A 24,467-nucleotide genomic window follows, 5' to 3' on the forward strand; every position below is an offset into this window, starting at 1 on the left:
CCCCCACATCGGAGAGCACGTCCTCAACCACATCGGTCGCGGTCTCCACCACTTCGGGAGCTACGCCATCGTCACCAAGCAGATCGTCGACGAGGCCTCCCACATCGGAGAGCACGTCCTCGACCACATCGGTCGCGGTCTCCACCACCTCGGGAGCCACGCCGTCTTCGCCCAACAGATCGTCGCCCAAGCCCCCCACATCGGTGAGGACGTCCTCGACCACATCGGTCGCGGTTTCCACCACGTCGGGAGCCACGCCGTCTTCGCCCAGCAGATCGTCGATCAAGCCTCCCACATCGGAGAGCACGTCCTCAACTACGTCCGTCGCAGTCTCCACTACCTCGGGAGCCACGCCGTCGTCACCAAGCAGATCGTCGACCAAGCCCCCCACATCGGAGAGCACGTCCTCGACCCCATCGGTCGCGGTGTCACCATCTGGCAAGCCGCTTTCGGCCCCACCATCGGCCGGCGCATCGCCCAGGGTCTCGGTCAGCACGTCTTCCCCAGAGGCCTCTTCCTCGGCACCCTCAGGGACAACATCGAGCGCCTCGTCAGAACCCACGGGTTCGCTCGGAAGCACAACCGGCGCGGAAGTGCCCCCCGATGCCACGCCGAGAGCCGCGGTCTGGCTCGCCTCTGTCCGGGCCGCCTCCAGATCAGCCTGCGTCCCGGCCGCGGCCCTTGCAGCCTCGACAGAGTGCTCGGTCGCGTTTTCGCGGACAAGATAGGCCGCGCCGGAGGACGCGGGAGCGGAGACCTCGGCTTCCGGGCCCCGCGCCGGCGGGGCAGACGCGCGGGCAGACGCCACCTCGATGCCGTCATCAAGCACATCGCTCGTCCCGGCCGGCGCCGCAGTCCGGGTCAACGGCGCAGAGGTCTGCAGCCCGGGGCCGGCCTCGCCCCGGGGCGTCGCCTCGTCCGAGCCGACCGTTTCGGCCGAGGGCACGGCGGCAAAGGCCTGCATGCCGCCTTCCGAGCCGCTTTGGCCCGCCAGCCCCATGCCGATTGCACCGGCAGTGACCGAGGCACCGACGCCGCGACCGCCCGATTCGCTGCCTGACCCGCCACGTGGCGGAACCCCGGCGACCGCCTCGCCCTGCGTCTCGCGGAGGCGCGTATCCCTGTGATCCTTACGGTCGGCCAAGCAAGTGAACTCCGGAATTGCCTGCATCAAACGCGCACCCACCCGCCAAGGCACCACCCCCGTGACAGGAGAGGAAGCGACGCGCGCACAGGCCACAGATATCCCACGCCGCGAGAGAAATCCATACTAAAGCGCCTGTAGCTGTCTATAGTATGCAGACCTGTGCGATTTTCGCCATGCGTCCGGCGCCGGCCTGTCTTCGAAGCTCAGGCCGGAGCGTTGACGCCATGACAGGCCGCCAGAAACCACCTGTGGTTCTCGATGGTGGCCCGCACGGCGGCCGCCAGAGCCTGCGACCCGGCCGGCCATTTCAGGGTCGCGTCACACGCCAGCATCCGCGCCGAAGAGAGGTCGGACTCGCGGACCTCGGTCGACACAAGCAGGATGCGCAACTCCGGAACGGCGCGCCGGACAGCCATGCAGAAGTCGACCGTATCCTCGAGATCCTCGAGATATTCCGCGTCGACGATCATACAGTCGAATGCCCAGGCATTGTCGACCACCCAGCGCGGCCCGACGGCTTTGCCATCCCGCAACACCAGTTCGGCCCCCTGCCCGGCTGCCCAGACCCAGAGGTCGGCGCCGATGCGCCCGACATCGCCGTAGAAAAAGACCCTTGGCGGCATGCTCTCGCCCACCATCTGCCTCTGCTCGAGATCCTCGAACAGCAGGTCCTGCAGTGGCGGAGGGGACAATGGGCGCGGTCTTCCCCCGTCCGGCTGTCTGTTCTGAAAGGGTGAATTCAGGTACATGGTAAGCCTCCTTCATGCCGGCACCGTGCCGATCTGAGGCCACCCTTCCACCCAACTCTGGCAAAAGTATGGCAAAACAAGCTAAAGTATGTATACTTTTGATATTGCTACCTCCGACAGCCCACCGGCCCGGCCAATTTGACGACAGTCTGGCTTGGTGCCCAGACATTCAGCAAGAGGTTGCCCCATGGCTCCGCTTCATCGACCCAAACCGTCTTCGGATTGCATGTCACGCGTATTGCTGCGCGCGCGGACACATAATAAAGACAGACAGGTGCAGACGTCCCCGCGTTTGTGGCGGAGGCAAGTCCCGCGCCGCACAGGAATTCGGCACAGCGCACAGAGGCAAGGAAACCTGAACCCAAAGTTGTGCAGCCACCCAGAAAAACCCGCAAAAGTAATATTGGCCTGCTGCATTGATGCTTTATCCTGATCTGCGATACACCCGGCCCAGTCGCGTAGGGGTTTCAAGGATATCTCTGCTCGGCGAGCCTCCGCTGTTCAGCCGAACGTGAAGGTGAAAATTCGATGAGGGACCGTAATATGACCAGTTTGCAGACCAAAACCTTGCCGCGCGCCTTCGAGTGGATCGCGTCTGCCCTGTTTGCAGCCGTAATTTGCGCAGCGCTGTTCGTGGCCGTGGTCGTTACGCAGAAAAGTGACGAGGCGCAGCAGCAACTGAGGCACGATATCGTCCTGCGTGGCGCCGATGCGGTGGGGCTGAGCTTCAACACCGCGCTGAAGCGGGAATGGCGCAGTCTGAACGCCGTGGCGCAGAACATCAGCGGCTCGTCCAAGGCCGACGTCGATGACTTCATGGATGCCGTGGCCGAGACCGGTGGCCAGATTGCCTGGTCCGGGGTCGCCGATCTCGAGGGGCGGATCTCTTCCGGCTCCAACCGTCTGCGCGAAGGCGAGGACGTGAGCGAGCGGCGGTGGTTCCGCGAAGGCCTGCGCCAGCCCAACGTCGGCAATGTCCATGTCAGAACCTCCGTCGCCGCGGCCGATGATGGCGAGAACCGATCCCTGCTGAACCTGTCGGCGCCGATCATCGACCCGGCGACACGCGAGGTGACCGGGGTGCTGGTCTACAGCCTGCGAATGGCTTGGGTCGAAGCCTTCCTCAGGAACGCGCGGGAACGGCTGAACATCGACCTGGTGGTACAGAACCGCGCTGGCCAGACCCTTGTCGACACCCGCGAAACCGCGCGCGACCTGCCCGAAGCGGTGGTGGCGCAGGCCGCACTGGGCCAAGACCTCGCCGGCACCTTCCGCCTGCTCGACCAGGCCGACGGGCTCTATGCCTTTTCTCCCAACTTCGTCAGCGACGATCTGCCGGATTTCGGCTGGCGGGTGTTTGCGGTGCTCGATACCAGCCAGGTGGTCAACGTGATGCCGGAGCTTCTGCGCGTCTCGGTGATCGCCGTCACCCTTGCGGCACTCTTCGTGCTGCTGGTCACCCTGGTTGTCGCGCGCGTCGTGCTGCGGCCGGTCGAAGAGCTGGCAAAGACCGCCGAGGCGATGGTCGATGGTGATTTCGAGTTCCCGCTGGAAAGCCGCAGCTCGCATGAGGCGCGCAGCCTGTCGCGGTCGCTGGCGCGGTTACAGGGATCTCTGGCCCTGCACAGGCTGCTGATCGAAAACCGCGACGCCCCACCGCTGCAGGTTCTGCTGGGCGGCGCAGATGGTGTCCGGGGCGGAACGGACAGGGCCTCGGACCAGGCCGGGCACGAGGATGACAGGCAAACCAGACAGGCAAGGAGAAAATCTTGAGCACCCCGAGAGTTCCGGCGCAGGTCGGCACAGCATCCGCCACCCCAGGCCCCTGCCCCATCCACAGACCGACCGGCAGGGTACGCCTCCTTGCCGCCGCGTTGTGCCTCGTGGCCAGCGGTGCCGCTGCCGACGGCAATTTCCTGCAGATGGATCTGGGGCCTGACACCGCCGACACCGTGGTCGCCGCGACCCGGGGCAAGGTGAGTTTCGGCGGCATCTACTCGACCTATGAAGGCGGCTGGAGCGCCGGCGGCAATGTCACCCGCGATCTTCAGCTCGGCGACGTGGCGACCCTCAAGATCGGCCCCAGCTTGGGCATAGGTGACGCCACAGAGGGCGTGGCCCTGGGGGGCAAGCTCATCGTCGAGAGCTACCGGCCCACCGGCTTCGGCTTTGTCTTTCTGTCGGGGCAGTACAATACCATCGCCAACGACTGGTTCACCCTGGCCCAGGTCGGCAACGGACAGGGGCTGTCGGTCGATCTCACCGCGGGCGGCAGCGACACCTATTCCGAACAGGCCGCGGCACTGAATTTCCGTCTGAACGATGGCCCGGTCAGCCTGCGCGCAGGCTATCGGTTTCAGGCCGAGTCCATCTTTTTCGGCCTTTCGGTCAACACTTACTGACCCGCTCAGCTGCGCCGGGGCGCGATACTTCGGAAGATATCCTTGGCCAGCTTCCAGAGATTGACCTCGGTGACCCCCGGCTCGTGACCGTCGGCATAGAGCTTCACGAACAGGGCTTCGCGCTGCGCTTCGGTCGGACGAAGCTGCAGCCGCAGCCCGTCGCCCACCTCGGCAAGGACACGGAAGCTGATCCGCCCCGGAATGTCGGCGATCATCAGGTGCCCGGCCGAGCGCACCGGGAGCTGCAACCCGCGGATGCGCACCGTGCCCATCGTCAGCGAGGTGATCCAGAGCTCGTGGTGGCGTCCGTCGGTGGACAGAACCGCCCGCTCCGGCTGGTCGCCGACGTGCAGTTCCTTGCGCGGCATCTCGATACAGGCAAGACAGGTCACCGCCAGCACCGCGAGGTTGTACAGGCTCCAGAACAGGATGACCCATTTGCCGTCGCCGGCCGCGAAGGTGGCAAACCCGTCGAAGACAATGCCCAGCAGCAGCCCCGTCAGGGTCAGGACAAAGCCTGCGAGGAACGGCATCATCATCCGCCACTGCACCACCACTTTCGACCTGTCCCCGCCTTTGGCCGTGACCGAGAACGGATGACCATGCGGTTTGAACAGGCCGGTAAAGGCCGCCCGGCTGATCGGAATGGCCCCCAGCAACTGGCTGACGTCGTTCAGGATCGGCACCACCATGCCGCGCGTCAGGTAGTTCAGGGTCAGCAGGATCCAGAAATAGTAGGCGCCGAAATAGCTGATCACATCGGTCAGGCGCGCATTGACCACGATGATGTCAAAGAACCAGTAGAGCAGCGGAAAGACGATGGCGGCGATGCGGAACGGATAGGTGGTCGTCCAGAAGAGGATCGAATCGGCGACGCTCCAGCGGTCGCGCAGACGCAGGTTGTTCGACGACAGCGGCCCCAGCGAAGAGCGCGCGATCTGCATCAGGCCAAGGCACCAGCGCGCCCGCTGGGTGACGTATTCCTTGAGCCCCTCCGGCGCGAGCCCTTCGGACAGGGGCTCTGACAGGTAGACTGACCGCCAACCCTGGTTCTGCAGAGCCAGGGTCAGCATGAAATCCTCGGTGACGGATTCGGTGTTGAACCCGCCGATCTCGCGCAGCGCCGTCCAGCGGGCGACCGAGGAGGTGCCGCAGCAGAACGCAATCCCCCAGCCATCGCGCGACGGCTGCATGTGGTCGAAGAAGAACCGCTGCTCGTCCGGGTAGGACCGGCCGAGGTTGAAATTGTGCTGGATCGGATCCTGGTTGAAGAAGTGCTGCGGCGTCTGGACGAGGCCCACGCCGGGGTCATGAAACAGCGCCAGGGTGCGCGACAGGAACCCGCGGTGCGGCACGAAGTCGGCGTCGAGCACGGCCACGAAATCGGGCGGCACCGGGTCCTCGGCAAGTCGGTCCAGCGCGTGGTTGATGTTGCCGGCCTTCTGGCCTTCGTTGGTCGGGCGGCACATGTACCGCACCCCGAGCTGTTCGCAGAACGCGCGCAGCCAGTCGCGACGGCTGTCATCGCAGATGATGATTTCCTTGTTCCGATGCCGCAGGTACTTGGCACCGACAATGGTGCGTTCAAGGACGTCCTTGTCCTCGTTGTAGGTGGCGATCAGGATCGCCACCCTCGGCTCTTGCGCGCCCCACCACCCGGCGTGGGCGTCGGCTTCCTCGCTGCGCAGCTTAAAATGCGACAGGATGAGGAAGGCGCTCAGCGAGCTGACGATCGAGAGAGCCTCCAGCGCGAAGAGCAGCCAGCTTCCGATCATGCTGAAGCTGAGCTCGGGCGGCGCCAGCGTCTCTGTGGCCCGCCACCACATGTAGCGCAGCGCAAGCAGCGCCGCGACGCCCAGCAACAGGCTGCGATGCCACCGCCGCTTGGGATCGATGACCAGCGGCATCACCGAGGCCACGCCGATCACCAGCATCAGATGGGTGGCAGAGGAACCGAGTTCTCCGAGATGCGGAAAGGGCAGCATCAGTTGAACAGGTCTCGGACCCAGTTGAGCGGCCGTTCATCGAAAAACGCCCGCCCGGTGCGACCGACGGCGCAGCCACGTTCGCTGTCAGCGTTCAGCTCGGGCACCAACAGGGCCACATCGTAGCGCTCCAGATGTTTCTGCGAGGGGGCGACGGCGAGCGCCTCGTAGATCGTCGCGGCCCCGGCACCGGCCAAGCGGGCCACCGTACCTTCGTACACCGGCGTCTCGCCGGTCAGGCGGAAGGAGGCCGCGTCGCCGATGCTCAGCGAGTTGAAGACCCGCTCGGTCACCGACAGGGTCACGATGGCCGCGTCGCAATTCACCAGTCTGAGGATCGGGTCGCCGCGCTGAACATTGACGCCATCGGCCTGCAGGATTTCCCAATAGAGCCCGTTGACCGGCGAGGCGATCTCGCCGCCCCCCAGCGCGAGCACGCGCAGGTTTTCGCGCTGGCGGCGGGTGATCGCCGTCTCGACGCGGCTTTGAGCCTCGACGAGCCGGGTCTCGAGCTCCGAGATCACGGTCTCGAGTTCGGTTGCGCGCTGCTCTGCATTGGGAGAGTCGTTGTAGCCATCCCCGAGAAACACCCCCTCCTGCGCGGCCTCGAGCGCGATCTCGAGCACCTCGACCCGTTCGCGGGCGTGATCCAGGACCAGCGGCGCCAGCCCCGGCTCCATCGGCAGGCGATTGGGCAGTTCACCCACCAGGCTCAGCACCTCCTGATCGATGGTGTCGGGCAGCTCGCCGCCCTCGAGAATGGCCAGCCTGATGCGCGCATGATCCAGCCGAGCGCGCAGTTCCTCCAGCCGCGCGCTGCGGAAGGTCTCGGCCCGCTCCAGCAGGCTCTCGCGCAGGGCGGTCGCGCTTTTCAGATCGGCCTCGATCCGGGTGATCTCGGCCTCGATGAAACCCTGCTCCATGCGCAGATCGTGCAGTCTCACGGTGTCGACCAGCGGGTCGTCGACCGCGGCAATGATCTCGCCCTTCTGCACCCGCGCGCCGAAGGGCGTACTGGGCAGGCTGAGATTGCCGGCGGTATCGGCGCGAACTGTCACCACCGGCGCGTTGATAAAGGCGTTGGCGCTCGCACCCGACATCTGCTCGGCGATGATCACCCAGAGGGCAAAGGCGATCAAGAGGATGCTGAGGATCATGCGTAGCAGTTTCATCCGCTGTCTCCTGTTTGGCTCGCATCCTTAGATTGCATACTTTTGACAGCCGCAAGCAGTCTCTCGCGACCCGTTGCCAAATTGCGTCACGCCGTTCTGGTGCCGTCTCGCGGCGGTTACCGGCCCTCTCGCCAGGCGATCTGCGCCAGAAGCGCGAGCGTATCGGCGTAGTAGCCTTGGCCGGGCCGTGGCGCGGCCGGGGCCCGCCCGGCGGCCAGATCGGCGACCGCGCCAAACCCCGCCGCATCGCTCTGCTGCACCAGTCGCCCCGCGGGATCGGTCACCGTTGCGACATGCCCTTGCAGGCTGGCGGCGGCAAACCGCGCGCTGGCAGCCTTTAGCGCCGGATGCCCCTGACGGCCCGACCAGAACAGGTACAGCGGCAGCCGCAGCGCGTCCCAGCCGAAATCGCCCGAGAAGTCGGGGGCCGCCCCAAGGCCCTCCGGGGTGACGGCAATCCAGTCGCGAAGCGCCTGCGGCTCGGTCAGCAGCCGTTCGCCGTGGGCCGCCGCGCGCAGCAGTTCGACCTCGCCGGTGGCCTCGCCCAGTTCGATCATGGCGCGGATCATATAGTAGGAGGGGTTGACGATGACCAGACCGGCGTCGGCCGGCATATGGCTCGCAGGCAGAAGCAGCCGCTCCTGCGGTGCCCGCGGATCGGGAGCAAGGCAGTGGGCCACCAAGTCGCGACAGATCAGTGCCGCCTTGCCCGACTGATCCTGCCAGCCGGAGTCCCGGGTGGCGCGCAGCAGCGCCCAGGCGCGCAAGAGGTCACCATCGGTGGCATTGCGCAGATCGCGCGCGCCGTTCTCTTGCCATTTCCACGCCATCAACTTGTCAGGGCGCACCGCCAGCCTGGCCTGCGTCCAGGCTTCGATCCGGTCGAAGGCCGCCCGGTCGCCTGTGGCCTGTGCCAGCAGCAACCCGTAGGCCTGCCCCTCGGAATGGCTGATATCACCGTTCCAGTCGTCGATCACGCGGCCATCCCGAGCCAGATAGGCCGCTTTCCACTGCGACCAGGCCTCCGATTGCCCCGACTGCGACGAGACAGGCGCCGACGCCAGGCAGAACAGGGCCAGCATCAGACTGCGTCTGTCGATCTCGTACCGCCTCATTGCCGCCGTGCCTTCCAGCTACGCCACTTGGTGGGTCCAGTGGTGGCACCAAGGGAGACGCATTGCAACGGCAAGCCCGCCATGCGCGCCTCGCTATCCCTTGGACATTGACCTGCCCCCTGCCGGCCCCTCAGTAATAGCAAGGGGTTGCGGGCTGGATTTTAGTCTCCCGGGCCACTCGTGCGCCCGACAGTCTGGTGTCAGCGACGAGGCCCAGGCATTGACGGGTCGGCCAGGGCCGCGATCCGTTTTCGGTCGAGAGATGGCTGAAGACTGAAGACTGAAGTGAAAGCCTTCGAGCGTCTTGGCCGGCAAAGCGGACAGCCGATGGAACGTCCCTCCGACATCCCGGCGCGACCACGGCCTGTGCCATGTCGCTCGACACGGTCCAAGCCCACTGCGCGCTAGAGCAGCCCCTGCCAGCGCAGCACCGCCAGGAACACGGCTGCGATGATCAGCACCTTGAGCACGATCCCCCCCGCAAGATGCAGTCGCGCGGTGGTCCGGCGCTCATCCGGGTCGATGCTGGTGAGGTAGCGGCGCAACCGCGCCTCGGCCTTGTCGAGCGCGGTCTCGTCGATCTGCCGCGCCAACTTGGGATGCGCCGCCAGCCGCCCGGCCTCGACAAAGCGTGCGGCATCGCGCCGGGCCCAGCGCGGCAGCAGCCGGCCGGCCCGCTTCAGCCGCTGTTCCAGCGTCGCGCCGCCCACCCGCAGCCGCGTGCCGATCAGCTCTGCCAGCGCCGCCCTGCGGCCTTCCAGTTCCCGTGTGTCGAGCATCCGCGCCACCTCCGGCGCCTTCCATAGGCCGCGCGCTGCGACGGGGCAACGGCTTCTGCCCGCCAAACCCGCATTTCCCGGTTTCCCCCCGCGCCCCGCCGCGCTAATCCTGCCCCATGCTGAACCAGATCCATCATGGCACCCCCGGCGGCCGGCCGCTGATCATCGTCCACGGGCTCTATGGCTCGGCCCGCAACTGGGGGGTGATCGCCAAGCGCCTGTCAGACACGCGGCACGTCATCACCGTCGACCAGCGCAACCACGGTGACAGCCCCCGGCACGACAGCCATGGCTACCCCGAGATGGCCGAGGACCTGGCGCAGGTGATCGCGGCGCATGGCGGTCGCGCCGACGTGGTCGGCCATTCAATGGGCGGCAAGGCGGCGATGGTGCTGGCGCTGGCCCACCCCGAGATGGTCGGCAAGCTGGTGGTCGGCGATATCGCCCCGGTCGGCTACAGCCACGACCAGACGCAATATATCGACGCCATGCAGGCGGTCGACCTGTCTCAGGTCGCCAAGCGCGCCGATGCCACCCGTCAGCTTGCCCCCCGGGTCGCGGACCCGGTGCTGCAGAGCTTCTTCACCCAGTCGCTCGACATCGCCGGCCAGCGCTGGAAGCTCAATCTCGAGGTGCTCAAGCGCGAGATGGACAAGATCGTGGGCTTCCCCGAGGTCTCCGGCCAGTTCGAGGGGCCGACCCTGTTTCTCTCTGGCGCGCTGTCGGACTACGTGCTGCCGGAACATCGCCCGGCGATCCGTGCGCTCTTTCCCAAGGCGCGGTTCGCCAGGCTGGCGGGCGCTGGCCACTGGCTGCATGCCGAAAAGCCACGGGAATTTGAGGCCTCGGTGCGGGCCTTTCTCGACGCCTGACAGTTTCGAAACTCCGAAATCGGATTGGCCTTTACGATGATGGCCCGCCAGTGCCGGAGGAGGCCGGCGCGAGCAGCCGCAGCTCGTCTTTCAGCCAAGGCAGCTGCGCCACCGCCGGCGTGATCACCAGGTCGCTCACCAGCCGCTGGACGGTGGCCGCGATATCGCGCGGCACCTGATCGGCCCAGTCCGGGCTGGCAAAGAGCGAGATCCGGCGGGCAAAGGGGGCGAACGGCAGCGGATGCGCCGTGATCTGGCCGTGGATCCGCCGCGCCCGCATGTAGCCCAGCGGTGTGGTCAGCGCCCAGCCCATGCCGCGCGAGACCAGCGTCATCAGCGCCAGGTGCGAGCCGATCTCGAACCGACCCGCCGAGGCGATTCCCAGCCGCGACAGATGCGCCTCGATCTGCCCGCCGATCATCTGGTCGCGGTCATAGCGCAACAGCGGCAGCTCTTTGATCGCTGCGGCCGCACCGCCAGCAAACCCCTGCGGCGCCACCAGAATAAACGGATCGCGGACCAGCGGATACTCCGTCACGCCCGCCATCACCGCGCCCGGCGAGGCCGCGACCGCCACCTGCAACCGCTTGTCGCGCAGCGCCGCGCTGATTTCGTGGCTCGGCGCCGAGACCAGCTTGAAGCGGCAGCGCGACAGGCTCTCGCCGAGGATCGTTGCCAGCCGCGGTGTTACCTCGGTGTCGAAATCGTCGATCATGCCAAGGTTGAGCGTCGACAAATGCGCCAGATCCATCACCGTCAGCTCGCTCTGCGCCAGCCGGAGCTGGCCCAGCACCGCTTCGGTCCGCGCCAGGAAGGACCGCCCGGCGGGCGTCAGTTGCATCGGCCGGCGGCCGTGATCGACCAGCGCGGTGCCCAGCGCCGTCTCGAGGTTCTTCATCTGCTGGCTGACGGCGGGCTGGCTGAGCCCGGTGCTGCGCGCCGCGCCGGCCACCGATCCGCTCTGCGCCAAAGCCTCGAATACCTCGAGCCCGCGCAATGTCACACCCTTCGCCAGCATCCCCTGCCCCTCCGCACGGTTTTGCCGTTTGTGAATGTATTGCCGGCAAGGATCAACCACCCGCGCGCCCCGGGCGCGCGGTCAGGGTTCAGAGGCGCAGCGCGGATCAGTAGCCGCGACAGCTCCGTTCGGCCTGTGTGCCGAAGGCCTTGTAGCGCAGCCAGAAAGCCTCGTCGCTGGCGCGATCGGACTGGCGCGTTTCCTGCGCCCGATGCGGATCGCGAAAGAACTTGGCCGCCTGACGCTGGTCGCGCCGGCTCAGCGCCACGTCGGCCACTGCCTGAATACACCCGCAAAGACTCGAGTTCGCCGCCTTGCGACCGGAGGTCAGACAGGCGCGGCTGATCGGGCCGGCGGAGGCATAACTGGCAAGGAGCGGCGTCAGGGTCGCCGCAAACGCAAGGGTGTAGATCACCTGTTTCATCACTGCCCTCTCATGGTGCGACGCGGGTTTGCTCGGGTGCGCCGCTTTTCTTTTCAGGCAGTCTGCGTCAATTTCACGTAAATTTCAATTCACGGAGCCGTCAATTTGAGGCCGTCCGCCCGGCAATGGCAAGCCTCCGCCGAAGATCCTCGATCAGCGCCTCGCGCGGCAGCCCCTCGTCGATCGCCAGCCGGCGCAGGCCGAAATGCACATGCGCCATCTCCTGATAGTAGCTGGTATAGGCGAAATTCGTCGCCGCACCGGCCACCGCGCCCACCACCGGCACCGCCTGCGCCGCCAGTTTCTGCCCCAGCACCGTCGCCAGCCGCGGCACCACGCGGGCAATAACGCCATGCACCGTCGCCCCGGTCAGCGTCACCCTCGCGGAGAGAAAGGCCATGTTGGCGCCGTCGTCATGCTCGAGCGGGCCGGCGGCGGCAAAGACCTGCAGGCATTCGGCGCGAATCTCGGGATCGTCGGGGTCGAACCCGTGTTCGGCGGCAATGCCCTGGATCGCGCGCAACAGCACCGTGGTGGTCACCGGCAACTCTGCCAGCGCCGAGGGCAGCCCGCCGAAACCGCCAGCCGCGCCCATCGCCGTGGTCGCCGCGCGGTTGAGCCAGCCCGGCGCATCGCCCAGCCGCGCGCGGCTTTGTCCGGCGGCTTCGAGGGCGATGGCCAGCGCGCGTTCCGTGGCGCTTTCCAGCCGCTGCTTGACCCCGTCAGGCAGCCGCTCGAGCAGGTTTTCGGCCTGGCCGCCCACCAGGTTGAGCACCTGCAGCCCGACGCCGCCGGCCTTGCGATAGCGCAGCGCCAGAGCGTCGAGCCGTGTGGCGGCGGATTGCGAGATCAGTTCTGTTCCGGTCATGGCGGCCCCCGATGTTATCCCTCTTTACATTGGGCGCCCGCGGCGGATGTCAAGCCGTGCCCGGCCCGTCGCACCAGCGCAGAACCTCGCCGGTGACGCCCTGCCAGGCGCCTTCGGTCAGCGCGTGGCCCAGCACCCGGTCGGGGTTGGTCGGCGGCGGCATCTCGACGCCCTCCAGCTTGTCGAAGCCGAACCGCGAATAATACGGCGCATCGCCCACCAGCATCACCCGGCGCCAGCCCAGTTCGGCCGCCCGCGCCAGCGAATCGCGCATCAGGGCAGCGCCCAACCCCTCGCCCTGCCGGGTGGGGTGCACCGCCACCGGCCCGAGCAGCAGGGCCGGATGCGCCCCGACGTAGACCGGCCAGTAGCGGATCGCACCGCCGATCACCCCGGTCTCGTCCTCGGCCACGGTCGAAAGCGCTGCCACCGGCGCCACGTCCTCGCGCAGCCGATAGGAGCTCAGCGCCGTGCGGCCCGGCGCGAAGCAGAGATCATACAGCGCCTCGACCGCCCAGAGGTCGGCCGGTGTTTCCTTGCGCAACTGGATCAAAGGCGACCGTCCTCGACTGGTTCATGGTGGAAAGCCGGTTAACATGGGGCTAGGTCAGGGGTAAAGCCAAAGGATTTCCGCATGTTCTATCGTCCCAAGGACGGCCACGGGCTGCCACACAACCCGTTCAGCGCCATCGTAAGCCCGCGTCCGATCGGCTGGATCTCCAGCCGCGGCGCCGACGGGCAGGACAATCTGGCGCCCTATTCGTTCTTCAACGCGGTGGCCTACACCCCGCCGCAGGTGATGTTTTCCTCGACCTCGGCCAAGGACGACCGCGGCGACACCAAGGACAGCGTGGCCAATATCCGCCAGACCGGGGTGTTCTGCGTCAATATCGTGGCCTCGGCGCAGCGCGACGTGATGAATGTCAGCTCCGGCCCCTGGCCGCGCGACGTGGATGAGTTCGACAAGGCCGGCATCGCCCGCGAGGCCTGCCACGAGATCGCCTGCTCGCGTGTTTCGGGCAGTCCGGCGGCGCTGGAATGCCGGATGACACAGATCATTGACCTGCCCGGCCAGTCGAATTTCATGGTGCTGGGCGAAGTCATTGGCGTGCATGTCCGCGACGAATATCTCGACGACGGCCGGCTCGACGTGACCCGCTATGCGCCGCTCGCCCGGCTGGGCTATCGCGACTACGCCGATGTGCGCGAGGTGTTCTCGCTGAAACGCCCCGGCGAGTGAGCCGCTCTTCCGTCCTTGCGGACGTCCTCGCGAGGACAGGCCGTCAGGGTTGAAGACCCGCTTCGGGACGGGAAATTTCGCCGCCGCCGACCAGCGCGCGCACGCCGGTGGTGCTGGGCGAAGAGGTCGGCAGGCCGCGCGCCACCCGCACCGCAAGATAGGCAAAGGCCTGCGCTTCGAGCATGTCGCCGTCGAGCCCCACCGCCTCGACCGGGTGCACCGGGCAGTCGAGCGAGACGCCGAGCATCTGCATCATCACCGGGTTGTGCCGACCGCCACCGGTGACATAAAGCGCCTGTGGCGGCGCCGGGCAATGCTCCATCCCGCGCATCACAGCGCTCGCCGCCATGGCGCACATCGTGGCCGCCGCATCGGCATCGGCCAGCTCGCGCACAAGGTCGAGCATCAGGGAGAAATCGTTCCTGTCCAGAGACTTAGGCGGCATCTTGAGGAAATACCCCTCGTCAAGGAACAGCTCCAGCGCGCCCTCGGCCACCGCACCTTGCAACGACAGCGCGCCGTCGCGGTCATAGGGCAGGCCGCGGCGTTCCTGCATCAGGTCGTTGAGCGGTGCATTCGCCGGACCGGTGTCAAAGGCCAGAAGCGCGCCCTCGGCCTCTGGGCCCGGTTTCGACGGATCGACCCAGGTGATGTTGCCGACACCGCCAAGGTTGAGGAAGGCGACAGGCCCTGTCGCGCCGATCCAGCGAGCGCAGGCGAAGTGGAAGAACGGCGCCAACGGTGCCCCCTGCCCGCCGAGGCGCACGTCGGACGAGCGGAAATCCCAGACCACCGGCCGGCGCAGCGCCTCGGCCAGCGCCGCGCCATCGCCCAGCTGATGGGTGCCGCGTCCGCCCGGCTCATGCGCCAGGGTTTGGCCGTGAAACCCGGCGATATCCACGGCGTCAAAGCCCTGCATCGCCTCCACATGCGCGCTCTGCACCACGTCCAGCGCCGCGTCCAGCCCCGCCCCCGGCCAGCGCCCCAGCGCGGCGCGCAGCGCCGCGCGCTCTTCGTCGGAATAGGCCCGGTAGCGATGCGCCCCGAATCGCTCGATCGTCACCCCGTCGGTGCGGATCACCGCCGCATCGACCCCGTCGAGCGACGTTCCCGACATCGCGCCCAGCGCATTGACCATGCCTGCCTGCAACATGCTCTTTTCCTCGTGGCTTGCGGCCTTTATAGCCTTGCCCCGACCATATCGGAGAGACCTCATGACCTACCATCCCAAATCGGACTTCATGCATGTCATGATGGAACGCGGCTACCTGGCCGATTGCACCGATTATCAGGGGCTGGACGAGGCCCTGTCCAACGGCATGGTGACCGCCTATATCGGCTATGACGCCACCGCGCAGTCCCTCCATGTGGGGCACCTCCTCAATATCATGATGCTGCGCTGGCTGCAAAAGACCGGCCACAAGCCGATCACCCTGATGGGCGGCGGCACCACCAAGGTGGGCGATCCGTCGTTCCGCTCGGACGAGCGGCCCTTGCTTGGCCCCGAGCAGATCGACGCCAATATCGCCGGCATGCAGCAGGTCTTTGCCAAATACCTCGATTACGGCGCCGGTCAGGACAACGCGGCGCTGATGCTGAATAACGCCGAATGGCTCGACGGGCTGAACTACCTCGATTTCCTGCGCGACATCGGCCGGCATTTCTCGGTCAACCGGATGCTGTCGTTCGAGAGCGTGAAGTCTCGGCTCGACCGCGAGCAGTCGCTCTCGTTCCTCGAATTCAACTACATGATCCTGCAAGCCTATGATTTCCTTGAGCTGAACCGCCGCTACGACTGTGTGTTGCAGATGGGCGGTTCGGATCAATGGGGCAATATCGTCAACGGCATCGACCTGACCCGGAGGGTGCTCGACCACGAGATCTATGGCCTGACCTCGCCGCTGCTGACCACCTCTGATGGCCGCAAGATGGGCAAATCGCAGGGCGGCGCCATGTGGCTCAATGCCGACATGCTCTCGCCGTATGAGTTCTGGCAGTTCTGGCGCAATTCCACCGATGCCGACGTCGGCCGTTTCCTCAAGCTCTATACCGAGATCGAGGTTGCCGAATGCGAGCGTCTCGGCGCGCTGGCCGGGTCCGAGATCAACGCGGCCAAGATCGTGCTGGCCAATGCGGTGACCACGCTGTGCCATGGTGCCGAGGCGGCGGCGGCGGCCGAGGCCACGGCACGCGAGGTCTTCGAGAAGGGCGGCGTCGGTGATGATCTGCCGACCCTGACGCTGAGCGCGGCCGAACTGGGCGACGGCCTGTCGATCGTGCAGGTGATCGTACGCGCCGGGCTGGCGAAATCCGGCAAGGAAGCCAAACGGTTGATCGCCGAGAACGGCGCGCGGCTGGACGATGCGCCGCTGACCGATGCCGGGCTGATGCTCGACGCGGGTGCGCTGGCCTCGCCGATCAAGCTGTCGGCGGGCAAGAAGCGCCACGCTCTGGTTCAGCTGGGCTGACACCTGGTGCGAGGGGCCGCGCCCCTCGCGCGCCGCGCGACGTTCGCCGGTTCATGACGGCCCGCACCGGGTCTTAACGCTCGCTGCCTAGAGCAACAGCCATTCGCTCAGCCAGAGCAGGATGCCCACCGGCATGGCAAGGGCAGCAGAGAACAGCGCGAGGCCCGCGAGGGCAAGACGCGGCGGCGGGGCGTGGACGCCCATGACGATGTGTTTTTTCATGGCGTCATTAAGAACTGATTCACCTGAATCAGATGTTAATGGGGCATGACTTTTCATGCCTCTCACTTCACGGCGTTGCAACGCACGCCATTTCAGCAGCACCCGGCCTATGGCGCCACGCTCACTCACCTTGGCCGGCCACCGCTGCGGATCTTCCTCGGCCAAGCTGTCGGCGAGGTACAGTTGGTGCGCAGGCGCTTCGGTCCTATGGGCCAGGTCGGCCTGATCTCACGCGCCGATGTGACACGGCGCGACCTGCGGCGATTGCGCGAGGCGACCGGTTGCCGGCTGTTCGTGATCAATGCCGAGACGCCGGGCCCCGCCCCCGGACTGCAGCTGAAAACCGGCGCGCATGTGGCCGAGTTGTCACTCGAGGGCCCGGCGAAAGACTGGCGCGCGCGGATGGCGCAGAAGTGGCGCAACCGGCTCAACCGCGCGTCGGACTTCGGGTTGAAGCTCACTGCGCTGGCGCTGCCGCCCGACCCTGGCCACTGGCTCTTGCGGGTGGATCAGGCGCAGCAGGTGGTCAAACGCTATCGCGGGTACCCGCCGCGCTTTACCGCCGCCTTTGCTGCCGCGAATCGTGGCCAGGCGCGGCTTTTCGAGGCACGCGCGCGGGGCGCGCCGGTGGCGGCGCTGCTGTTTCTCTGTCACGGCGCGGTGGCGACCTATCACATCGGCTGGTCCGGCCCAGAGGGGCGGGCTGCCTCGGCGCATCACCTGCTGCTCTGGCGGGCGATGGTCGATCTGGCAGCGCGCGGGGTCACGCGGCTCGATCTGGGGATAGTCGATACGGTGACCGCGCCGGGGCTGGCGCGGTTCAAGCTTGGCAGCGGGGCGCAGTGCCGGGCGCTGGGGGGGACATGGCTGGCGCGGGCCTGAGCCATGCCCCCGGTGCGTCCGGTGCCCCCGGCGGCTCAGTGACCGCCGAGGATGCCGGTGCGGACGTGGTAATCCACCGCCAGCTCGTAATCGGGGTCGTCGTCGCTGTCGACCATCAGGTGGCCGGCCTTGGTGAGCAGCGAATGGCAGTCGCGGCTCAGGTGGCGCAGCTTGATGACCTTGCCGGCGGCCTCGTATTTCGAGGCGACGGCCTCGATCGCCTGCAGCGCCGACTGGTCGACGACACGGCTCTCGGCGAAATCGACGATCACGGTGTCGGGGTCGCCGGCAATGTCGAAAAGCTCGATGAACCCGTCGGAGGAGCCGAAGAACAGCGGGCCCTGGATCTCGTAGACCTTGGCGCCCTTGTCGGTGATCGACATGCGGGTGCGGGCGTGGATCCGCCGGGCGTTGTTCCACGAATAGGCCAGCGCCGAGACGATGACACCCACCACCACCGCAACCGCGAGGTCTTCGTAGACCGTGACCGCGGTGACCAGCAGGATGACGAAGGCATCCATCTTGGGCACCTTGCGCAGGATGGTCAGCGAATTCCAGGCGAAGGTGCCGATCACCACCATGAACATCACGCCGACCAGCGCCGCCAGCGGGATCACCTCGATGATCGGCGAGGCGAAGAGGATAAAGATCAGCAGGAAAACCGCCGCCGCGATGCCGGCGATGCGGGTGCGGCCGCCGGATTTGACGTTGATCATCGACTGGCCGATCATCGCGCAGCCGCCCATGCCGCCAAAGAAGCCGGTGACGGTATTGGCCACGCCCTGGGCGATGCATTCCTGGCTGGCGCCGCCGCGCTTGCCGGTGATCTCGCCCACGAGGTTCAGCGTGAGCAGCGATTCGATCAGCCCGATGGCCGCCAGGATCACCGCGTAGGGCAGGATGATCTGCAGGGTTTCCCAGGTCAGCGGCACCATGGGGATATGGAAGCCGGGCAGCCCGCCCTGGATCGAGGCCATGTCGCCGACCCGCGGCACATCGATGCCAAAGGCGATGACCAGCCCCGCCACGACACCGATTCCGGCGAGCGGAGCCGGGATCACCTTGGTGATCCGCGGCATGACCCAGATGATCGCCATGGTCAGCGCCACCAGCCCCAGCATGGTAACCAGGGGCCAGCCGGTCAGCCAGTCGCCGCCGCCCATCCCGTGGCCGGAGCTCTCGGCGGTGCCGGGCACCTTGAACTGGGTCAGCTGGGCAAGGAAGATCACGATCGCCAAGCCGTTGACAAAGCCTAGCATCACCGGGTGCGGCACCAGCCGGATGAACTTGCCCCATTGCATGGCGCCGGCGAAAATCTGCATCAGCCCCATCAGCACCACCGTGGCAAAAAGGTATTCGACGCCGTGCTGCGCCACCAGCGCCACCATGACGACGGCGAGCGCGCCGGTCGCGCCGGAAATCATCCCCGGGCGCCCCCCGATCAGCGCGGTGATGAGACCGACGAGAAAGGCGGCGTAGAGGCCGACCAGCGGGTGCACCCCGGCGACAAAGGCAAAGGCCACCGCCTCGGGTACCAGCGCCAGCGCGACGGTGAGGCCGGAGAGCAATTCGATCCGCAGCCGCCCCATGGTAAAGCCCTCGTCGGGCATCCAGCGGAGGTCGGGCATGTTGGAGCCCTTGGCGAATGAGGCCAGCAAGGCGCGTTTCATCGGCGGATCCTGATGTTTGATGTGGTTGCGTTAGCGCTATAGAGCGGTGCCGCGCGAAATGCCACCCCGGCGGGGTTCGGAATGCAATGGCTGGGAGAGAGGCGACGCGCGCGTGAACCCAGTCGGGCGCCCGGAACAAGGGCGCAGCCTGCCACCCTGACTTGCGCTCGCCCGCCCCCGCCGTAAGGTAGCCCCGGGACCAGACGGAGCAGGCGCATGACGGAGACGATGATCGGGGTGATCGGCGGATCGGGGATTTACGAGATCGCCGGGCTCGAGGGGGCGGAGTGGGTCCCGGTCGCCTCGCCCTGGGGCGATCCCTCGGATCAGATCCTGACCGGCAGGCTGGACGGCGTGAAGATAGCGTTTCTGCCGCGCCACGGCCGCGGCCATGTGCATGCGCCCTCCACCGTGCCCTACCGCGCAAATATCGACGCGCTCAAGCGGCTCGGGGTGACCGACGTGATCTCGGTCTCGGCCTGCGGCTCGTTCCGCGAGGCGATGGCACCGGGCGATTTCGTGATCGTCGACCAGTTCATCGACCGCACCTTCGCGCGCGACAAGAGCTTCTTCGGCACCGGCTGCGTGGCGCATGTCAGCGTGGCGCATCCGACCTGCCCGCGCCTGTCGGACGCCTGCGAGACGGCCGCGCGCGACGCCGGCATCAGGGTGCACCGCGGCGGCACCTACCTCGCGATGGAGGGGCCGCAGTTCTCGACCTTGGCGGAGTCGAAGATGTACCGCGAACACTGGGGCGCCGACGTGATCGGCATGACCAACATGCCCGAGGCCAAGCTCGCCCGCGAGGCCGAGCTCTGCTACGCCAGCGTGGCGATGATCACCGATTACGACAGCTGGCATCCCGACCATGGCGAGGTCGACGTGACGCAGATCATCGCCACCCTGATGGGCAATGCCGAGAAGGGGCGCGCCCTTGTGGCCCAGCTGCCCGGCCTGCTGGGGCCTGCGCGGGAGGCCTGTCCGCATGGCTGTGACCGCGCGTTGGAATACGCGATCCTGACGGCGCCGGACAAGCGCGACCCGGAGTTGGTGGCGCGGCTCGATGCGGTGGCCGGGCGGGTGCTGGGCAACGGGCGACAGGAGACGTGATGGCCTTCGATCTCTGGCTGACCTTCGTGGCGGCCTCGACCGCGCTCTTGCTGATCCCCGGGCCGACGGTGCTTTTGGTGCTGAGCTATGCGCTCTCGAAGGGACGGGGGGTGGCGCTGGCCTCGGCGGCCGGTGTGGCCACCGGCGATCTGGTTGCCATGAGCGCGTCACTGGCGGGGCTCGGGGCGCTGGTGCTGGCCTCGGCCACGCTCTTCACCGTGCTGAAATGGCTGGGCGCGGCTTATCTGGTGTGGCTGGGCCTCAAGCTGATCCGCTCGGCGCCCTCAGAGGGGCTCACCGCAGACCGGATCGGCGCGGATGTCACCTCGCGCGGGGTGTTCGCGCATACCGCCGCGGTGACGGCGCTCAACCCGAAATCCATCGCCTTCTTCATCGCCTTCGTGCCGCAATTCCTTGACCCGGGCGCGGCCTTGGCGCCGCAGTTCGCGGTGCTTGTCGCCACCTTTGTCGGTCTCGCGGCGCTCAACGCGCTGGCCTATGCGCTGCTGGCCGACCGGCTGCGGCGGATGATCTCGCGGCCACAGGTGCTGACCTGGATCACCCGCGCCGGCGGGGGCGCGCTGATTGCCATGGGCGTGCTGACGGCGACGATGCGGCGGGCGGCCTGATCAGGCCTTGTCGGCGTGTTTCTTCATGAACTTGCGGATGAAGTGGCGGATCTCGCGCGCCGCGGTGGTGTCAAGCTCGCGGCAGAGCGCCACGAAGGCGTCACGCTCGTCCTTGTCGAGCCGAAGGATCAGCTGGGCGTCCTTGTTCGCGCTCTTCTTCTTTGGCTTCTCGCTCACGTAAACTGGCCTGACCCTTGATTTCTGGCGCCTGCAGTGTATATACATTGCATAGGCGACGCAGCGCGATGCTATGTCGCCGCTGTCAAAAAGGGAAGAGTGAATATGTTGCCGATCAGTGTCGCCAGATGCCTTCTGATGCAGGACCGGATGGACTGGAACCGCCCGCATGCCACGTGGCTGACCCGCAAGTTCTATGCCCTGAGGTTTCCGAAAAAGCATGACGGGAACCCGGACTGGCGCGATCCGCGCTGATCAGAAGTCATAGCCGAAGCGGGCGATATCGGCGGCACAGACACGGGCAATGATCTCGGCGCCGGCGTCGTCGTAATAGCCCCGGTAATCGGCGGCGCGCTCAGAGCGGTTGGCGTGCGGCATCTCCGGCCGGAAGCCGAGATGCGCCTCGAGCGCCGGCAGGTCGGTCTCGAGGTGCTCGAGCCGCAGGAACAGCGCCGGGCGTTCGCGCCCGGCCGCATCGGTGACATACTGCGCCGCCGGGCTGTGCTTCAGGCTCGCCTGGATCGGCGGTGCGCGCAGGAACTCGGCAAAGCTCAGCCGCTGCGCCAAGGACACCGCCAGATGGTCAAAGCGCTGCACCCTGAGCCAGTGGTAGTAGCTCACCACCCGGTCCCAGGGGTTGCGCACCAGGGTAAAGATCTGCAGCTGGTCGAGCTCGTCCGGAGACACCACCCCGTCGATATCGGCCAGGGTCGCATGTTTCCACAGCCTCCCGCGCGGCGAGAGTGTCTTGAGCCTGCCGCGGCGCCGGAGCGCCTTTGGCGTGTCGCCGATCAGGATGTCATCGGCCTTGGCGCGGGCCTCGAGCGCCAGCGCCATGGCGGTGCCGCCGGTCTTGGGAATATGGACGAAGATATAGCGCCGGCCGCGGGAGATAATCATGACGCGACGCTACCCGTCCCGCAGCCGCCAGACAATCACCAGCCCGGCGCCGGCAATCAGCGCGATGCCCGCCACCTCGTTCCAGCCGACCCGCTGGCCGAAGATCACGAAAGCCGCCAGCGGGCCGAAGATGAAGACCGAATACTCGAAGACCGCCACGTAGGAGGCCTCGCCCAGCGCATAGGCGCGGGTGATCAACCCGACGCCCAGCACCGAAAACACCGCCTGGACAACCATCAGCAGGTGCACCAGTGGCGACATCGGCCAGACCCAGCCGCGGGTGACGAACCCCGCCGCGCCCTCGCCCACCTCCGGCTGCAGCAAGGTCACGGCAGAAAGCCCCGCCACACCGATCAGCCCCTGCACCAGGAACATCGCCAGCAGCATCGCCAGCACGTCCTCTCCGGCGCAGACGGTGCGGGTGGCGATGGCGCCCAGCGCATAGAACAGCCCGCCAAAGACCGGCAGGAAAGTGGCAAGGCTGAGGTTCGACGGGTCGGGGCTCAGCACCACAAGGATGCCGACAAAGCCCATGCTCACCGCCAGCACCCGCCAGGGCCCGATCGGCTGGCGCAGCGCCAGGGCGGTGATCACCAGCACGAAGACCGGCGAGGTGAACAGCCCCGAGAGCGCCTGCGCGATCGGCAGCACCGAGAGCGCGCCGAAGTAGAACATCATCGAGATCGCCAGCATCGCCCCGCGCAGGACAACCGCCCAGAGCCGGTCCGGTCGCACAGATCCCAGCCCCAGCCGTGCGGCCAGCAGGATCACCGGCACCGCCAGCACCACCCGCCAGGCGTAGAACTGCCAGAGGCCGATCTCGGCCGCGAGCCGTGGCACGGCGTTGTCGATCACGCCGATCACCGCCATGGCGCCCAGCATCGAGGCGGCCGCGGCCAGCGGGCGGGTTTCGGGAACGGGTCTGCTCATCGGGTCAACGGGCCAGCTTGCGGGAGGTCTGTCTTGCCTTATAACGACAGGATCAGGCTTGAAAGGGAGGATGCGATGGGTTGGCTGGCGGATGAGACCGGGTTGGACCGCAACCCCGCGAACTACGTGCCGCTGACGCCGCTCTCGATGCTGCAGCGGGCGCGGCGCATTTTCCCCGAGCGGCTCGCCGTGGCCTATGGCACGCACCGCAAGACCTATGCCGAGTACCACGCCCGCTGCACCCGCCTTGCCTCGGCGCTGGCGGCGGCCGGCATCCGGCCGGGCGACGTGGTGGCCACCGTGCTGCCCAACATCCCCGCCCAGGCCGAGGCGCACTTCGGTGTCCCGGCCTGCGGCGCGGTGCTCAACACCATCAACACCCGGCTCGAGCCCGAGACCATCGCCTATATCCTCGACCATGGCGGCGCGCGGCTGGTGCTGGTCGATACCGGCGTGCTGCCGGTGGTGACCGCCGCGTTCGCGCTGATGGAGGGCGCAGCCCCCGGCATCGTCGAGGTGCCAGACCCGGTGGCCGGCCTGCCCGCCAGCGGCGATCACCTGCAATACGAGGATTTCCTCGCCAGCGGCGGCCCCGAGTTCGACTGGCGCCTGCCCGGCGACGAATGGGAGAGCATCGCGCTCAGCTATACCTCCGGCACCACCGGCCGGCCCAAGGGGGTGGTGACCCACCACCGTGGCGCCTATCTCAGCGCCATGGCGCAGCCGGTGTCATGGCGGATGGTGCTCTATCCGCGCTACCTGACCATCGTGCCGCTGTTTCACTGCAACGGATGGTGCCACACCTGGATGATGCCGCTTTTGGGCGGCACGCTGGTCTGCTGCCGCGAGATCACCGCGAAAGCGATCTTTGATGCCATCGCCGACGAAGGGGTGACGCATTTCGGCGGCGCGCCGATCGTGCTCAACATGCTGGTCAACGCCCCCGATGAAGACCGCCGCAGCTTTGCCCAGACCGTCGAGGTCTTTACTGCCGGCGCGCCCCCGGCTCCGGCGACCCTGGCCAAGATCGAGCCGATGGGTTTTAACATCACCCAGGTCTACGGGCTGACCGAGACCTATGGCCCCTCGACCGAATGCACTTGGCGCGACGAGGATTGGCAGGCGCTGACGCCTGACGACCGCGCCGCGGTCAAGGCGCGGCAGGGCGTGGCGATGCCGATGATGGACGAGATCACCGTGCTCACGCCGGACCGCCTCGAACAGGTGCCGATGGACGGCGTCACCCAGGGCGAGATCATGTTTCGCGGCAACGCAGTGATGAAGGGCTATTACAGGAACCCGGACGCCACGGCCGAGGCCTTTCGCGGCGGCTGGTTCCACTCTGGCGACCTCGCGATCCAGCATCCCGACGGCTATGTCCAGATCGCCGACCGCGCCAAGGACATCATCATTTCCGGCGGCGAGAACATCTCCTCGGTCGAAGTCGAAGGCACGCTGATGGCACATGATGCGGTGTCACTGGCCGCCGTCGTGGCGCGGCCTGACGAGCAATGGGGCGAGGTGCCTTGCGCCTTTGTCGAGCTGAAACCGGGGCACGAGCCGTCCGAGGCCGAGCTGATCGCCTTTGCGCGCGAACGTCTTGCGGGTTTCAAGACGCCGAAAAAGGTCGTATTCCGTGAGCTGCCGAAAACATCGACCGGCAAGATACAGAAATTCGAACTGCGCAAGATTGCCAAGGACCTTTGAT

General features: G+C 66.8%; 25 protein-coding genes and 1 pseudogene. 10 read left to right on the forward strand and 16 right to left on the reverse strand.

Annotated elements, in window-relative coordinates:
- Together VOI27_RS01410 and VOI27_RS01415 are read right to left on the reverse strand one after the other, a co-directional pair.
- A pseudogene (locus VOI27_RS01410) lies at positions 1-1,144 on the reverse strand (hypothetical protein); the annotation flags it as partial.
- Positions 1,145-1,350: 206 nt separating this feature from the next.
- Positions 1,351-1,839, reverse strand: a complete 489-nt coding sequence (locus VOI27_RS01415) for a hypothetical protein (RefSeq protein WP_323763500.1) — start codon at positions 1,837-1,839, stop codon at positions 1,351-1,353.
- Between the two features lie 600 nt (positions 1,840-2,439).
- On the opposite strand from VOI27_RS01415, the gene VOI27_RS01420 reads away from it, so the two are divergent.
- Both VOI27_RS01420 and VOI27_RS01425 read left to right on the forward strand, forming a co-directional pair.
- The gene (locus VOI27_RS01420; protein ID WP_323763501.1) at positions 2,440-3,669 is read left to right on the forward strand and encodes a cache and HAMP domain-containing protein; all 1,230 of its coding nucleotides are present in this window, start codon (positions 2,440-2,442) and stop codon (positions 3,667-3,669) included.
- Complete coding sequence (locus VOI27_RS01425; RefSeq protein ID WP_323763502.1) at positions 3,666-4,298, forward strand: hypothetical protein; 633 nt, start codon at positions 3,666-3,668, stop codon at positions 4,296-4,298. Before VOI27_RS01420 ends, VOI27_RS01425 begins: the two co-directional genes overlap by 4 nt.
- A gap of 5 nt (positions 4,299-4,303) precedes the next feature.
- On the opposite strand, the gene VOI27_RS01430 is transcribed toward VOI27_RS01425, so the two are convergent.
- From VOI27_RS01430 to VOI27_RS01445, 4 genes are all read right to left on the reverse strand, one after another.
- On the reverse strand, positions 4,304-6,283 hold the full coding sequence (locus VOI27_RS01430) for a glycosyltransferase (RefSeq protein WP_323763503.1): 1,980 nt from the start codon (positions 6,281-6,283) through the stop codon (positions 4,304-4,306).
- Positions 6,283-7,455, reverse strand: coding sequence for an HlyD family secretion protein (locus VOI27_RS01435; RefSeq protein ID WP_323763504.1), 1,173 nt, complete (start codon positions 7,453-7,455; stop codon positions 6,283-6,285). The genes VOI27_RS01430 and VOI27_RS01435 overlap by 1 nt, the downstream gene beginning before the upstream one ends.
- Positions 7,456-7,571: 116 nt before the next feature.
- A complete protein-coding gene (locus VOI27_RS01440; RefSeq protein ID WP_323763505.1) occupies positions 7,572-8,537 on the reverse strand; it encodes a glycosyl hydrolase family 8 in 966 nt (321 codons plus the stop codon).
- 437 nt (positions 8,538-8,974) lie between these two features.
- Positions 8,975-9,349: a hypothetical protein gene (locus VOI27_RS01445; RefSeq protein WP_323763506.1), complete on the reverse strand. Its 375-nt coding sequence runs from the start codon at positions 9,347-9,349 to the stop codon at positions 8,975-8,977.
- A gap of 116 nt (positions 9,350-9,465) precedes the next feature.
- Between VOI27_RS01445 and VOI27_RS01450 the strand changes: the two genes are divergently transcribed.
- Positions 9,466-10,221 (forward strand): alpha/beta fold hydrolase, encoded by a 756-nt coding sequence (locus VOI27_RS01450; protein WP_323763507.1) that lies wholly within the window; start codon positions 9,466-9,468, stop codon positions 10,219-10,221.
- 31 nt (positions 10,222-10,252) lie between these two features.
- Here the strand turns inward: VOI27_RS01450 and VOI27_RS01455 are convergent, their stop codons facing one another.
- The 4 genes from VOI27_RS01455 to VOI27_RS01470 form a co-directional block, all read right to left on the reverse strand.
- On the reverse strand, positions 10,253-11,239 hold the full coding sequence (locus tag VOI27_RS01455; protein WP_323763508.1) for a LysR family transcriptional regulator: 987 nt from the start codon (positions 11,237-11,239) through the stop codon (positions 10,253-10,255).
- A gap of 106 nt (positions 11,240-11,345) precedes the next feature.
- Positions 11,346-11,663 (reverse strand): hypothetical protein, encoded by a 318-nt coding sequence (locus VOI27_RS01460; protein WP_323763509.1) that lies wholly within the window; start codon positions 11,661-11,663, stop codon positions 11,346-11,348.
- 100 nt (positions 11,664-11,763) lie between these two features.
- Positions 11,764-12,531: an EcsC family protein gene (locus tag VOI27_RS01465; protein ID WP_323763510.1), complete on the reverse strand. Its 768-nt coding sequence runs from the start codon at positions 12,529-12,531 to the stop codon at positions 11,764-11,766.
- 49 nt (positions 12,532-12,580) lie between these two features.
- Entirely contained in the window at positions 12,581-13,084 is a 504-nt protein-coding gene (locus VOI27_RS01470; protein ID WP_323763511.1) for an N-acetyltransferase, read from the reverse strand.
- An 81-nt stretch (positions 13,085-13,165) separates the two neighbouring features.
- On the opposite strand from VOI27_RS01470, the gene VOI27_RS01475 reads away from it, so the two are divergent.
- Positions 13,166-13,771: a flavin reductase family protein gene (locus VOI27_RS01475; RefSeq protein WP_323763512.1), complete on the forward strand. Its 606-nt coding sequence runs from the start codon at positions 13,166-13,168 to the stop codon at positions 13,769-13,771.
- Positions 13,772-13,814: 43 nt separating this feature from the next.
- On the opposite strand, the gene VOI27_RS01480 is transcribed toward VOI27_RS01475, so the two are convergent.
- On the reverse strand, positions 13,815-14,924 hold the full coding sequence (locus VOI27_RS01480) for an anhydro-N-acetylmuramic acid kinase (protein ID WP_323763513.1): 1,110 nt from the start codon (positions 14,922-14,924) through the stop codon (positions 13,815-13,817).
- A gap of 61 nt (positions 14,925-14,985) precedes the next feature.
- Between VOI27_RS01480 and tyrS the strand changes: the two genes are divergently transcribed.
- A complete protein-coding gene (tyrS, locus tag VOI27_RS01485; protein ID WP_323763514.1) occupies positions 14,986-16,239 on the forward strand; it encodes a tyrosine--tRNA ligase in 1,254 nt (417 codons plus the stop codon).
- A gap of 87 nt (positions 16,240-16,326) precedes the next feature.
- Here tyrS and VOI27_RS01490 read toward each other — a convergent pair whose 3' ends face one another.
- Positions 16,327-16,461, reverse strand: a complete 135-nt coding sequence (locus VOI27_RS01490; protein WP_323763515.1) for a hypothetical protein — start codon at positions 16,459-16,461, stop codon at positions 16,327-16,329.
- 45 nt (positions 16,462-16,506) lie between these two features.
- On the opposite strand from VOI27_RS01490, the gene VOI27_RS01495 reads away from it, so the two are divergent.
- Positions 16,507-17,343, forward strand: coding sequence for a GNAT family N-acetyltransferase (locus VOI27_RS01495; protein WP_323763516.1), 837 nt, complete (start codon positions 16,507-16,509; stop codon positions 17,341-17,343).
- A gap of 35 nt (positions 17,344-17,378) precedes the next feature.
- Here the strand turns inward: VOI27_RS01495 and VOI27_RS01500 are convergent, their stop codons facing one another.
- Entirely contained in the window at positions 17,379-19,013 is a 1,635-nt protein-coding gene (locus tag VOI27_RS01500; RefSeq protein WP_323763517.1) for a SulP family inorganic anion transporter, read from the reverse strand.
- Between the two features lie 216 nt (positions 19,014-19,229).
- Between VOI27_RS01500 and VOI27_RS01505 the strand changes: the two genes are divergently transcribed.
- Complete coding sequence (locus VOI27_RS01505; RefSeq protein WP_323763518.1) at positions 19,230-20,123, forward strand: S-methyl-5'-thioadenosine phosphorylase; 894 nt, start codon at positions 19,230-19,232, stop codon at positions 20,121-20,123.
- The gene (locus tag VOI27_RS01510; RefSeq protein ID WP_323763519.1) at positions 20,123-20,752 is read left to right on the forward strand and encodes a LysE family translocator; all 630 of its coding nucleotides are present in this window, start codon (positions 20,123-20,125) and stop codon (positions 20,750-20,752) included. The genes VOI27_RS01505 and VOI27_RS01510 overlap by 1 nt, the downstream gene beginning before the upstream one ends.
- Here VOI27_RS01510 and VOI27_RS01515 read toward each other — a convergent pair whose 3' ends face one another.
- Entirely contained in the window at positions 20,753-20,929 is a 177-nt protein-coding gene (locus VOI27_RS01515; protein ID WP_323763520.1) for a hypothetical protein, read from the reverse strand.
- Between the two features lie 105 nt (positions 20,930-21,034).
- Between VOI27_RS01515 and VOI27_RS01520 the strand changes: the two genes are divergently transcribed.
- On the forward strand, positions 21,035-21,184 hold the full coding sequence (locus tag VOI27_RS01520; protein ID WP_323763521.1) for a hypothetical protein: 150 nt from the start codon (positions 21,035-21,037) through the stop codon (positions 21,182-21,184).
- Here VOI27_RS01520 and VOI27_RS01525 read toward each other — a convergent pair whose 3' ends face one another.
- Complete coding sequence (locus tag VOI27_RS01525; protein WP_323763522.1) at positions 21,185-21,829, reverse strand: sulfotransferase family 2 domain-containing protein; 645 nt, start codon at positions 21,827-21,829, stop codon at positions 21,185-21,187.
- Between the two features lie 9 nt (positions 21,830-21,838).
- Positions 21,839-22,759, reverse strand: coding sequence for a DMT family transporter (locus VOI27_RS01530; RefSeq protein WP_323763523.1), 921 nt, complete (start codon positions 22,757-22,759; stop codon positions 21,839-21,841).
- A 75-nt stretch (positions 22,760-22,834) separates the two neighbouring features.
- Between VOI27_RS01530 and VOI27_RS01535 the strand changes: the two genes are divergently transcribed.
- Positions 22,835-24,466: an AMP-binding protein gene (locus VOI27_RS01535; protein ID WP_323763524.1), complete on the forward strand. Its 1,632-nt coding sequence runs from the start codon at positions 22,835-22,837 to the stop codon at positions 24,464-24,466.
- The last annotated feature ends 1 nt before the right edge of the window (position 24,467 follow it).

It is taken from the genome of Marinovum sp. (genome assembly GCF_034669705.1).
Taxonomy (GTDB): domain Bacteria; phylum Pseudomonadota; class Alphaproteobacteria; order Rhodobacterales; family Rhodobacteraceae; genus Marinovum.

Bases quoted from the DNA above. Each gene is read 5' to 3' on its own strand.
- VOI27_RS01420 (WP_323763501.1), top strand. From the start codon at position 2,440: ATGACCAGTTTGCAGACCAAAACCTTGCCGCGCGCCTTCGAGTGGATC.
- VOI27_RS01430 (WP_323763503.1), bottom strand. From the start codon at position 6,283: ATGCTGCCCTTTCCGCATCTCGGAGAACTCGGTTCCTCTGCCACCCAT.
- VOI27_RS01435 (WP_323763504.1), bottom strand. From the start codon at position 7,455: ATGAAACTGCTACGCATGATCCTCAGCATCCTCTTGATCGCCTTTGCC.
- VOI27_RS01440 (WP_323763505.1), bottom strand. From the start codon at position 8,537: ATGCTGGCCCTGTTCTGCCTGGCGTCGGCGCCTGTCTCGTCGCAGTCG.
- VOI27_RS01445 (WP_323763506.1), bottom strand. From the start codon at position 9,349: ATGCTCGACACACGGGAACTGGAAGGCCGCAGGGCGGCGCTGGCAGAG.
- VOI27_RS01450 (WP_323763507.1), top strand. From the start codon at position 9,466: ATGCTGAACCAGATCCATCATGGCACCCCCGGCGGCCGGCCGCTGATC.
- VOI27_RS01455 (WP_323763508.1), bottom strand. From the start codon at position 11,239: ATGCTGGCGAAGGGTGTGACATTGCGCGGGCTCGAGGTATTCGAGGCT.
- VOI27_RS01460 (WP_323763509.1), bottom strand. From the start codon at position 11,663: ATGAAACAGGTGATCTACACCCTTGCGTTTGCGGCGACCCTGACGCCG.
- VOI27_RS01465 (WP_323763510.1), bottom strand. From the start codon at position 12,531: ATGACCGGAACAGAACTGATCTCGCAATCCGCCGCCACACGGCTCGAC.
- VOI27_RS01475 (WP_323763512.1), top strand. From the start codon at position 13,166: ATGTTCTATCGTCCCAAGGACGGCCACGGGCTGCCACACAACCCGTTC.
- VOI27_RS01480 (WP_323763513.1), bottom strand. From the start codon at position 14,924: ATGTTGCAGGCAGGCATGGTCAATGCGCTGGGCGCGATGTCGGGAACG.
- tyrS (WP_323763514.1), top strand. From the start codon at position 14,986: ATGACCTACCATCCCAAATCGGACTTCATGCATGTCATGATGGAACGC.
- VOI27_RS01490 (WP_323763515.1), bottom strand. From the start codon at position 16,461: ATGAAAAAACACATCGTCATGGGCGTCCACGCCCCGCCGCCGCGTCTT.
- VOI27_RS01495 (WP_323763516.1), top strand. From the start codon at position 16,507: ATGACTTTTCATGCCTCTCACTTCACGGCGTTGCAACGCACGCCATTT.
- VOI27_RS01500 (WP_323763517.1), bottom strand. From the start codon at position 19,013: ATGAAACGCGCCTTGCTGGCCTCATTCGCCAAGGGCTCCAACATGCCC.
- VOI27_RS01505 (WP_323763518.1), top strand. From the start codon at position 19,230: ATGACGGAGACGATGATCGGGGTGATCGGCGGATCGGGGATTTACGAG.
- VOI27_RS01510 (WP_323763519.1), top strand. From the start codon at position 20,123: ATGGCCTTCGATCTCTGGCTGACCTTCGTGGCGGCCTCGACCGCGCTC.
- VOI27_RS01520 (WP_323763521.1), top strand. From the start codon at position 21,035: ATGTTGCCGATCAGTGTCGCCAGATGCCTTCTGATGCAGGACCGGATG.
- VOI27_RS01525 (WP_323763522.1), bottom strand. From the start codon at position 21,829: ATGATTATCTCCCGCGGCCGGCGCTATATCTTCGTCCATATTCCCAAG.
- VOI27_RS01530 (WP_323763523.1), bottom strand. From the start codon at position 22,759: ATGAGCAGACCCGTTCCCGAAACCCGCCCGCTGGCCGCGGCCGCCTCG.
- VOI27_RS01535 (WP_323763524.1), top strand. From the start codon at position 22,835: ATGGGTTGGCTGGCGGATGAGACCGGGTTGGACCGCAACCCCGCGAAC.